This is a genomic window from Paracoccus sp. (in: a-proteobacteria) (assembly GCF_032007265.1).
GTDB lineage: Bacteria > Pseudomonadota > Alphaproteobacteria > Rhodobacterales > Rhodobacteraceae > Paracoccus.
The window spans coordinates 1-10,859 of sequence record NZ_DALZMB010000122.1; the positions used below are offsets into that span (position 1 = coordinate 1).

The window sequence follows — 10,859 nt, forward strand, 5'->3', positions numbered from 1 at the left end:
CGATGCCCCCGAGGCCACCCCGATTCTGTCAGAGCTGCAGGCACGCGGCTGGTCGTTGTATCTGATCGTTTTGACCCATCACCATGATGATCATATTCAGGCAACCGCCGCGCTGGTGGCCCAGACCGGCGCCAAGGTCGCGGGCAATCCGGCCGATGCGCATCGCCTGCCCGCGCTTGATCTGGAAATCCCCCCGGGTGCGACCCTTGAAATCTGTGGCGAGACCGCCCAGATCCTTGACGTCTCGGGCCACACGGTCGGACATATCGCCATCTATCTTCCACAATCCAAACTGGCCTTCACCGCTGACAGCCTTATGGGGCTGGGCTGTGGTCGCATTTTCGAGGGAACACCCGCGATGATGTGGGACAGCCTGTCACGTCTGAATGCGCTTCCCGCCGATACCCTGATCTGCTCGGGGCATGATTACTGCCGCGGCAATGGCGTTTTTGCGCTGTCGGTTGACCCTGACAATGCCGCGCTCAAAGACCGCCTTGCCAGGACACAGGCCGCCGAGATCTTGTGCGCAGCCGCCCCTCTGGCCTTGGAACGGGCAACAAATCCTTTTCTGCGTGTGGCAGAAATGCGCAGCCCGCTTGGCATGGACAACGCCGAAGATGTCGCGGTTTTCACCCGGCTTCGCAAAATGAAAGACGAGTTTTGAACACCTTACCCCATAGCTGTGTGTCAATTTCCAACGGCGGTGTCGCCGGCTATCCATCACAACTTGAACAGTTTTGGTGAATTCGGAACTCTTCCCGCAGTTATCTCTTGAATCCCTGAGAATTCCACCAATTCTTAATACTATAATGACAGTCTGGACAGGTGGACATCAAATAGGTCCATACCCGCCAGCCGACTGACAGGAGCAAAAGTCGTGCCCTCCTTTTCGACCTCGCTTGAACAGGCCATCCATGCAGCCCTTGCACTGGCCAATGACCATCATCATGAGCTGGCGACTCTGGAACATCTGCTGCTTGCGCTCACCGACGAACCCGATGCGGTAAAGGTCATGCAGGCCTGCAACGTCGATCTGACCGAGCTGCGCCGCATGTTGGTTGAGTTTATCGAAGACGATCTGTCGACCTTGGTCACAGATGTCGAAGGTTCAGAAGCCGTTCCTACCGCCGCTTTCCAGCGCGTCATTCAGCGCGCGGCCATCCATGTCCAAAGCTCGGGCCGCACCGAAGTGACCGGGGCCAATGTCCTTGTCGCCATTTTCGCCGAACGCGAATCCAACGCGGCCTTCTTCCTGCAAGAACTGGACATGACCCGCTATGATGCGGTGAATTTCATCGCCCATGGCGTCGCCAAGAACCCGTCCTTTTCGGAGAACCGCTCGATCCAGGGCGCGGATGAGGGTGTCGAACAAGATCATGTCGATCCCGCCCCGGCCAAGGACGAAACCGCCTTGGCAAAATATTGCGTCGACTTGAACAAAAAAGCCGCAAAAGGTGATGTTGACCCCCTGATCGGCCGCGCCGATGAGGTGGAACGCTGCATTCAGGTTTTGTGCCGCCGCCGCAAGAATAACCCGCTTTTGGTGGGTGACCCCGGCGTCGGCAAGACCGCCATCGCAGAGGGGTTGGCCCTTAAGATCATCCGCGGCGAAACGCCCGAGGTTTTGTCCAAATCCACGATCTATTCGCTGGATATGGGTGCCCTTCTGGCTGGCACGCGCTATCGCGGTGATTTCGAAGAGCGGCTGAAAGCCGTCGTCAAAGAACTTGAAGAGCATCCAGATGCGATCATGTTCATCGACGAGATCCACACCGTCATTGGTGCTGGCGCGACTTCGGGTGGGGCGATGGATGCATCGAACCTGCTGAAGCCCGCACTTTCGGGTGGCAAGCTGCGCTGCATGGGCTCGACGACCTATAAAGAGTTCCGTCAGCATTTCGAAAAGGACCGCGCCCTGTCGCGTCGTTTCCAAAAGATCGACGTCAATGAACCCAATGTCCCGGATGCGATCAAGATCCTGATGGGTCTTAAACCCAGCTTCGAAAAACACCATGATCTGCGCTATACCAATGAGGCGATCAAATCTGCTGTCGAGCTGGCGTCGCGCTATATCAATGACCGCAAGCTGCCCGATAGTGCGATCGATGTGATCGACGAGGCCGGTGCCGCACAGCATCTGGTTTCGGAAAGCAAGCGCCGCAAGACCATTGGCCCCAAAGAGATCGAGGCCGTGGTCGCCAAGATTGCGCGTATTCCGCCCAAGAGCGTCTCTAAAGATGATGCGGCGGTTCTCAAGGATCTGGAAAAGACCCTTAAACGTGTCGTCTTTGGCCAGGATGCAGCGATCGAGGCCTTGGCCTCGGCGATCAAACTGGCACGGGCGGGGCTGCGCGAGCCGGAAAAACCCATCGGAAACTATCTGTTTGCCGGGCCGACCGGTGTGGGCAAAACCGAAGTGGCACGCCAACTTGCCGATACGCTTGGGGTCGAGTTGCTGCGTTTCGACATGTCGGAATATATGGAGAAACACGCCGTCAGCCGCTTGATTGGCGCACCGCCCGGCTATGTCGGTTTTGATCAGGGCGGCATGCTGACCGACGGTGTCGATCAGCACCCCCATTGCGTCTTGCTGCTTGACGAAATCGAGAAAGCCCATCCCGATGTCTTCAACATTCTGTTGCAGGTCATGGATCACGGCAAGCTGACCGACCATAACGGCCGTCAGGTTGATTTCCGCAATGTGATCTTGATCATGACCTCGAATGCGGGGGCCTCGGATATGCAGCGTGCGGCGATTGGCTTTGGCCGCGACAAGCGCGAAGGCGAAGACACCGCCGCGATTGAGCGCACCTTTACGCCCGAGTTCCGCAACCGCTTGGATGCGATCATCTCGTTCCTGCCCTTGTCGCGCGATGTCATCATTCAGGTCGTCGACAAGTTTGTCCTGCAACTTGAAGCACAGCTGATCGACAGAGGTGTTCATATCGAGCTGACGCCAGAAGCCTCTAATTGGTTGGCTGAAAAGGGTTATGACGACAAAATGGGTGCGCGTCCGCTGAGCCGCGTCATTCAAGAGCATATCAAAAAGCCATTGGCCGAAGAGCTGCTCTTTGGGCGTCTGACCAAAGGCGGCGTGGTCCGCGTGCGTATCGAAGACGGCAAGCCCGTGCTGGATATCACCGGGCCCGAGGCGCCAAAACTCAGCAAGCAAAAGCCGCCGCTTCTGATTGCGGATTAATTGCCTTGCAAGATGTCATCATGAAAAGGGCGGCCCCTCGGGCCGCCCTTTTTCCATGTCACTCGAGGATCAAGGGCGGGCATCCATCCCATCTCGGCCCCGTCAGACCGAACGACGGCCTTAGGTTTTAGCCCTGCCCGCCTTGATCTTGGCGGCCAGATCGCGGGCGATGCCAAAGGCGCCCTTGATCCGCTCGGCATCACTGTTCCATTCGCGGCGAATGACGATCTTATTGTCGGTGACTTTGGCCTGTCCGCGAAGATCTGACAGGAATTCGACCAGCCCGGCCGGGTTGGGGAATTTATCCTGGTGAAACTGGATAGTGACACCTTTAGGCCCGGCATCCAGCTTGGCGATATTGGCGCGCTTGGCCATCGCCTTGATCCGGATCACCAGCAACAGCGTATTGACCTCGCGCGGCAGCGGACCGAAGCGGTCGATCAACTCGGCCGCGAAACCCTCAAGCTCGACCTTGGTCGTCAGTTCGGCCAGCCTGCGGTAAAGCCCAAGCCGCACATCCAGATCGGGGATAAAGCTTTCCGGGATGGTCACAGGAACGCCCAGATTCAGCTGGGGGGCCCATTCATCATCGGGCGTGCCCTCGATCTCGCCCGATTTCAGCTTGGCGATCGTTTCTTCCAGCATCTGCTGATAAAGCTCGAAGCCAACCTCGCGGATATGGCCCGATTGCTCTTCGCCCAGCAGGTTGCCCGCGCCACGCTGATCCAGATCCTGCGAGGCAAGATTGAACCCCGCCCCCAGACTGTCGATCGAGCCCAAAAATTTTAACCGCCGCATTGCCTGAGGCGTCAGTGGCACGCGGGGCTTGGTGGTCAGATAGCAATAGGCCCGTGTCTTCGAGCGCCCGACCCGGCCTCGGATCTGATAAAGTTGCGACAGGCCGAACATATCGGCGCGCCAGATCACCATCGTATTGGCGGTGGGAATATCTAGCCCGCTTTCCACGATGGTCGTCGCCACCAAGACGTCATGACTGCCGTCGTAAAACGCATTCATGCGTTCATCCAGATCACCCGCAGCAAGCTGGCCATGGGCCACGATATAGCTGATCTCGGGCATCTGCTCTTTCAGCCAGGCCTCGACATCCGGAAGATCCGCCAGACGCGGCACAACAAAGAAGGATTGCCCGCCGCGATATTTTTCGCGAAGCAGCGCCTCGCGAATCGTGACCGTATCGAATTCGCTGACGTAAGTGCGGATCGAAAGACGGTCGATGGGCGGCGTGCCGATCACCGACAGATCGCGTACCCCGGTCAGCGACAGCTGCAAGGTGCGCGGGATCGGGGTCGCGGTCAGTGTCAGCACATGGATGTCGCTGCGCAGCTCTTTGAGGCGCTCTTTGTGGCTGACGCCGAAATGTTGTTCTTCATCAACGATCAGCAGGCCAAGGTTCTTGAACTTGACCAGCTTCGCCAGAACCGCATGGGTGCCAATGACGATATCGACGCTGCCCTCGGCCAAACCCTTGCGGGTTTCGCTGGCATCTTTTGCCGAAACAAAGCGCGACAGGGGCCGCACATTGATCGCCGTGCCCCGAAACCGCTCGGCGAAACTTTTGAAATGCTGGCGCGCCAGCAGCGTGGTTGGCGCAATCACCGCCACCTGCATCCCCTGCGAGGCCGCGATAAAGGCCGCGCGCATGGCAACCTCGGTCTTGCCAAAGCCGACATCGCCGACGATGAGACGGTCCATGGGCCGTCCAGCCGCAAGATCGGCCGCGACATCCGCAATCGCCTGCGCCTGATCGTCGGTTTCGGTGTAAGGAAAGCGCGCGGCAAAGCTTTCGATTTCATGAAACTCGGGTTCAAGCACGGGTGCGGCGCGCAAAAGACGCTCGGCCGCGACGCGCATCAAACGATCCGCGATTTGCTTGATGCGCTCTTTCAGGCGTGCCTTGCGCGCCTGCCATGCACCACCGCCCAGCTTGTCAAGCAGGCCCTCTTCATGGCCATATCTTGTTAACAGTTCGATGTTTTCGACCGGCAGGTAAAGGCGATCGCCGCCCGCATATTCCAGCGCGACGCAATCATGGGGCACACCCAGCGCCTTGACGGTTTCCAGCCCAGTATAACGCCCGATCCCATGTTCGACATGAACCACCAGATCGCCCGGCGTCAGGCTTTGGGTATCGCGCAAGAAATTATCGGCCTTGCGCTTTTTCTTGGTGCCCCTGACCAGACGGTCGCCCAGAACATCTTGCTCTGAGATCACCGCCAGTGCCAACTCACCGTCGCGTTCGGTAAAAAAGCCCTCTTCCAGCGGCCAGACCGCCAGACCCAAGGCGCCTTTGGTCGCGGGCAAATCGCGAATATCGGACAAAAGGGTCGCGCCCTCGATCCCTTCATCGGCGATCAGACCGGCCAGACGTTCGCGGGCGCCGTCTGAAAAACTGGCAACGATCACCCGGCCCTGGCTGCGGTGCTTGCGAATATGATCGGCAAGAGCGCCAAAAAGGTTCTTGGTCTCATCCTGGCGTTCGGGCGCGAAATTGCGGCCCGGCCGACCCCCGGCATCCAACACGCCCGGCCCCGGTGGGCGGTGAAGAACCGACAAGCGGATATGACGATGCGCGGCCAGCCAGCGCTGCCATTCGCCCTCATCGGGGAACAGCTCGACCGGCGGCACAGGCCGATAAAGGCTGTCGCTGCCCTTGCGGCCAAGTGCCTCGCGGCGCGCATCATATTGCTCCGAGATCGTGTGCCAGCGCGCATCGCGAACCTGATCAAGGTGATCATCCGTGACGATACTGGCATCGGGCAGATAGTCGAACAGGCTTTCCATCTGCGCGTGAAACCACGGCAGCCAATGTTCCATACCGGCCATTTTGCGGCCCGCGCTGATGCTTTCGTAAAGCGGGTCCTGCGAACCGCCGCCATATTCGGCACGATAGCTTTGGCGAAAGCGCGTGATGGCGTCCTCGTCAAGGATGACCTCGGACATCGGGGCCAGTTCGACGCGCTGCAATTTATCGGTGGTGCGCTGGGTCTCGGGGTCAAAGCGGCGCGCCCCGTCCAGCACATCGCCGAAAAGATCCAGCCGGATCGGGCCTTGCTCACCGGGGGGATAGATGTCGATGATCCCGCCCCGCACCGCATAATCGCCAGGCTCGGTCACCGTCGGCGCTTGCGTAAAGCCCATGCGGACCAAAAAGCCACGCAGGGCGCTTTCATCCATACGGTCGCCCACAGCCGCGCTGAACCCGGCCGCGCGCACCGTCTTGCGCGCAGGCACCCGCTGCATGGCGGCGTTCAGCGTGGTCAGCAAGATAAAGGGGCCTTTGATCGCACCATGCGCCAAGGTCATCAACACCGCCATGCGCGCGGCCATTACCGCCGAGGCAGGCGAGATACGGTCATAGGGCGTCGTATCCCAAGCCGGGAAATCAAGGATGACGGCCTTGGGCGCGAAAAACCCAAGTGCTGCACGCATTGCCGCCATGCGCCGGTCGTCGCGAGCGATGTGAATGACGCTATGGCCACGCTCCAACTCACGCGCAAGCAGCGCAGCATCATAGCCCTCTGGGGCACCGGATAGGATGATTTGATCGGGCATAGGGCTGAGGTAACCGCCTGCTGAGAGAAGTCAAGTTTTCAACGCGATCAGAGACTATCCCTGACGCCAGATTAAAATCCGTAAGGATGCGCCAAAAGCCAAAGCGCACCCCAATAGGCAGCAATTGCAACCACAATGATCGACATGGCCGAAATGGCAAAGCGCAGCCGCCGCATCTGACGGGCGGCTTGCTGGGCTGCGTCATATACTGCCAACTGGTTGCTGCGCGCCCCATCCAGCAAGCGGCCCAGACGCGCGGCCAGGCGGAACTGCAACAAGGCGACAAATGCCAGCGGGCCCAGCAGCAAGAACAACGCCTGCGCCATTTCCAGCCCATAGACAAAGCCCAACATCAGCAAGACCACCAGCACAAAACAGGAAATCCCCAAGACGATCGCGCCGTCCATTGGCGCGATCCGCCAGCGCGGCAGCATCAGTGAAAGCCAGTCAAGCAAAGCAAAAGCCGCCTGATCTTGTCCTTCTTCCTTTGTGCGCAAGACGCGGTGCACGACATCGGGCGGCACGCCAAGCACATGCCGGCCAGCCATGCTCCAGCCGATCGCCAAGATCAGCCAATACCAGATGGTGCTAAAGGATCTGCTATCGAGAAGGGCCAGAAGGGCCTGTGCTATTGCCACGATGTCGCTCTTGCGGAACTTTGTTTGACAGCACCCTAAAGACGTGTGCCCCTTAGGAAAACCTCGAATTTTCTTTGCCCAAGCGTCAGACTTGCACCCAAAGGCCCATGGGTGCACATTCGCCCCGCCTTTTGGCATTCACAAGATGAGTAGCTTTCATGTCCGCCATGCCGATCCTTCCCGCCTTTCCTGCCACCCGGCTGCGCCGCCTGCGCCGCACACCCGCCCTGCGCGCCATGACGCAAGAGGTCAGCCTATCGGCGGCAAATTTGATCTGGCCGATTTTCGTCACCGAAATCGCGGGCGGCGAAGGCGAGATCGCCTCGATGCCGGGGGTCGAGCGCTTGACCATCGACGGGGCAAAGCGGGCGGCGGAAACCGCCATGCGGCTGGGCATCCCCTCGATCTGTGTGTTCCCCCATTCCGACCCTGATCTGAAAACCGAAGGTTGCGAGCGCGCCTGGGATCCCGACAACATCGGCAACCGCGCGATCCGGGCCATTAAAGAGGTCGCGCCAGAGCTGGCCGTGATGACCGATATCGCGCTTGATCCCTATAATATCAACGGCCACGACGGCTTTGTGCGCGACGGCATTATCGTGAATGACGAAACCGTCGAGGCGCTGGTTCGCATGGCACTGGCACAAGCCGATGCTGGCGCCGATATTCTTGGGCCCTCGGATATGATGGATGGCCGCATCGCCGCCTTGCGCTATGCGATGGAGGCTCATGGCCACAAGGATATGGTCATCCTCTCTTATGCTGCGAAATTTGCCAGCGGCTTTTATGGCCCCTTCCGTGATGCGGTCGGCGCCTCGGGGCGTCTGGTGGGCGATAAAAAGACCTATCAGGTCAACCCCGCCAACCGGGAAGAGGCCCTGCGCTGCGTCGCGCGCGATTTGAGCGAAGGTGCGGATATGGTCATGGTCAAGCCGGGCATGCCCTATCTGGACCTGTGCCGCGAGGTCCGCGACCGCTTTGGCGTTCCGACCTTCGCCTATCAGGTCTCGGGCGAATATGCGATGCTCGAGGGCGCAATCCGTCAGGGCTGGCTGTCGCGCGATGTGGTCATGGAAAGCCTGCTTAGCTTCCGCCGGGCCGGATGTGACGGCATTTTGACCTATTTTGCGCCGCAAATCGCTGAAAAGCTGGCGCTTGAGGCTTAATCCACATAGTCTTTGGCGCAACAGCGGCAAAAGCCGCGCAAGAGGGATGATACCAGCATGATTGACACCACCCGGATTTCTCGCCGCAATTTATTCGTGGGGGGTGCGGCGGCTGCCATTCTTGCGGGCTGTGCAAATGGTGTCGGCGAGAATGCCTCGGCGCGTCTGGACGCGCGCGTCAACACGACCAAGGACTTTTTGCTGCAGAATTATCCTAATGCGGCTGGCTTGATCCAAGGTGCCAAGGGTGTGCTGTACATGCCCCTGATGACCGAGGCCGGCTTTGGCATCGGCGGTGCCTATGGTCAGGGTGCGTTGCGCATCAACGATGCCACGGTTGATTACTATTCAGCCACCCAAGCCAGCGTCGGCTTTCAGATCGGCGCACAGCAATATGCGCATGTGCTGATTTTCCAGACCGATCAAGCGCTTGCTGCCTTCCGTTCGGCACCGGGCTGGGTCGCCGAGGCGGGTGCCTATTACGCCCTGCCCGCCCGTGGATTGGCGGTTGGCGCCGACACGATCACCGCCCAGCAGCCGGTGGTGGCAATGATTTTTGGCCAATCGGGCCTGATGGCCGGGGCCTCGATCGCCGGAACCAAATATACCCGGATCATTCCCTCGACATTCTAAGCCGGGGACATGGATGAAATATCAAAGGGCGGGCCCATCGACCCGCCCTTTTGATTGTGCTTGCAGTCCGCCTGCTTGGCAGCCGTGTCGGCCTGCGTGTCAGCGACCGTGAACGATGCGCACGTAATTGGTGGTTTCACGGTAGGGCGGAATACCGCCGTATTTCGCCACCGCGCCCGGCCCGGCATTATAGGCCGCCAAAGCAAGCTGCCAGCTGCCAAAGGTGTTGTACATCATGCGAAGATAGCGCGCGCCACCTTCAAGGTTTTGTTTGGGATCGCTGGGATCAACCCCCAGCTTGGCCGCCGTACCCGGCATCAGCTGCGCCAGACCATGTGCGCCTTTGTGCGAGCGCGCATTGGGGTTCCACCCCGATTCTTGCTGGACCAACCGCAGGAAGATATCCTCGGGAACGCCGTGCTTTTTCGCCATTGCCCGCGCATGGGGCAGATATTGGCTGCGACGGCTTCCCTTATAGGCGGGAACCACGGCCGCAAATTCCAGCTCGTCACCGGATTTGGTCGAGGCAGTCGCCGGGCGCAGCCGCGAAGATTTATTGTATTGACCCGCAAGACGCGAATCCATCAACCGGGTCTGACGCTCGAATTGCGCGGCGCGCGACTTGCCCGCTTTGGCTGACAACCGCAAGCCTTCTGCAGATGCCGGTAGTGCAAGTGCAAGAAACAACGCAGAAATCGTCCCGAAACGGGCGATCTTCCTGATCTTGCCACTCATGCTGGGATGCATTCGACTGCCCCTCTCGACGCGTTATTTTTGTAAGGGACTATAGCCTGTCATGGGACCAAAGCCATGCATTCCCGACATGCCAATCAGGCAAATAGGCAAAATATTGCTCACCATTCTAAGAACTGTGATGATGCAAAGCTGGATCTGCTATGTGCGCGGACACTTGCCCGAACCGCCCTTGGCGCGCTACACCGTTGCGATACTTTTGAACGGATACGAAGGACCGGCAGAATGGCAGGCAGTGTGAACAAGGTAATTCTGGTCGGGAACCTCGGTCAGGATCCGGAAGTCCGCAATTTCCCCAATGGCGGCAAAGTGGCCAACCTGCGGATCGCGACCAGCGAAACCTGGAAGGACCGCAATTCGGGCGAGCGCCGCGAGCGCACCGAATGGCATACTGTTGCGATCTACTCTGAGCCGCTGGTGCGCGTGGTCGAGCAATACCTGCGCAAGGGCTCCAAGGTGTATGTCGAGGGTCAGCTTGAGACCCGCAAATGGCAAGACCAGCAAGGCAATGACCGCTACTCGACCGAAATCGCCCTGCGCCCCTTCCGCAGCGAGTTGCACATGCTGGACGGTCGCGGCGCTGGCGGCGGCGGCGGTGGTGGTGCATCGGGCGGATCGTCAGGCGGCTCGTTTGGGCGCAATGATTATGACGACGGCGGCTACGGCGGATCGTCGAACCAATCGTCACAATCCGGCGGCCCAAGCCGCCCCGATTTCGACGATGAGATCCCGTTCTAAGCAAACCTGCCTGGGACTGGCGTTTTAGGGACGGCTTCGGCCGTCCCTTTTCTTTAAAATACCTCATTTCTTCGACCCGAAGCGGCTTTGATTTTGATGCTCACCGGCTCTGTTGCACAAATCACGTGAGGGATTCATCTCGTGAATCCAGCGTGGTAG

Annotated in this window: 8 protein-coding genes; 5 read left to right on the forward strand and 3 right to left on the reverse strand. The window is 59.3% G+C overall.

Translation table 11 applies throughout. The annotated features are described in order from the left end of the window. The coding region (gene gloB, locus RTS12_RS18050; protein WP_312530990.1) for a hydroxyacylglutathione hydrolase at positions 1-664 on the forward strand (664 nt) is incomplete at its 5' end. 213 nt (positions 665-877) lie between these two features. Beyond that, the gene (clpA, locus tag RTS12_RS18055; RefSeq protein ID WP_312530992.1) at positions 878-3,199 is read left to right on the forward strand and encodes an ATP-dependent Clp protease ATP-binding subunit ClpA; all 2,322 of its coding nucleotides are present in this window, start codon (positions 878-880) and stop codon (positions 3,197-3,199) included. 120 nt (positions 3,200-3,319) lie between these two features. Here clpA and mfd read toward each other — a convergent pair whose 3' ends face one another. Both mfd and RTS12_RS18065 read right to left on the reverse strand, forming a co-directional pair. Further along, positions 3,320-6,772, reverse strand: a complete 3,453-nt coding sequence (gene mfd / locus RTS12_RS18060; RefSeq protein ID WP_312530994.1) for a transcription-repair coupling factor — start codon at positions 6,770-6,772, stop codon at positions 3,320-3,322. 71 nt (positions 6,773-6,843) lie between these two features. Continuing rightward, positions 6,844-7,410, reverse strand: a complete 567-nt coding sequence (locus RTS12_RS18065; protein ID WP_312530996.1) for a hypothetical protein — start codon at positions 7,408-7,410, stop codon at positions 6,844-6,846. A gap of 158 nt (positions 7,411-7,568) precedes the next feature. On the opposite strand from RTS12_RS18065, the gene hemB reads away from it, so the two are divergent. After that, entirely contained in the window at positions 7,569-8,576 is a 1,008-nt protein-coding gene (gene hemB / locus RTS12_RS18070) for a porphobilinogen synthase (RefSeq protein WP_312530998.1), read from the forward strand. 57 nt (positions 8,577-8,633) lie between these two features. Next, positions 8,634-9,209, forward strand: coding sequence for a YSC84-related protein (locus RTS12_RS18075; RefSeq protein WP_312531000.1), 576 nt, complete (start codon positions 8,634-8,636; stop codon positions 9,207-9,209). A 99-nt stretch (positions 9,210-9,308) separates the two neighbouring features. Here RTS12_RS18075 and RTS12_RS18080 read toward each other — a convergent pair whose 3' ends face one another. Further along, entirely contained in the window at positions 9,309-9,944 is a 636-nt protein-coding gene (locus tag RTS12_RS18080) for a lytic transglycosylase domain-containing protein (RefSeq protein ID WP_312531002.1), read from the reverse strand. Positions 9,945-10,187: 243 nt separating this feature from the next. On the opposite strand from RTS12_RS18080, the gene ssb reads away from it, so the two are divergent. Then, positions 10,188-10,700 carry a single-stranded DNA-binding protein gene (ssb, locus tag RTS12_RS18085; protein ID WP_312531004.1) on the forward strand — a complete coding sequence of 171 codons (513 nt, stop codon included), beginning with the start codon at positions 10,188-10,190 and terminating at the stop codon, positions 10,698-10,700. The last annotated feature ends 159 nt before the right edge of the window (positions 10,701-10,859 follow it).

What these genes read in the sequence shown, in the direction of transcription:
- RTS12_RS18075 (WP_312531000.1), top strand. Translation starts at nt 8,634, where the DNA reads ATGATTGACACCACCCGGATTTCTCGCCGCAATTTATTCGTGGGGGGT.
- hemB (WP_312530998.1), top strand. Translation starts at nt 7,569, where the DNA reads ATGTCCGCCATGCCGATCCTTCCCGCCTTTCCTGCCACCCGGCTGCGC.
- mfd (WP_312530994.1), bottom strand. Translation starts at nt 6,772, where the DNA reads ATGCCCGATCAAATCATCCTATCCGGTGCCCCAGAGGGCTATGATGCT.
- ssb (WP_312531004.1), top strand. Translation starts at nt 10,188, where the DNA reads ATGGCAGGCAGTGTGAACAAGGTAATTCTGGTCGGGAACCTCGGTCAG.
- RTS12_RS18080 (WP_312531002.1), bottom strand. Translation starts at nt 9,944, where the DNA reads ATGAGTGGCAAGATCAGGAAGATCGCCCGTTTCGGGACGATTTCTGCG.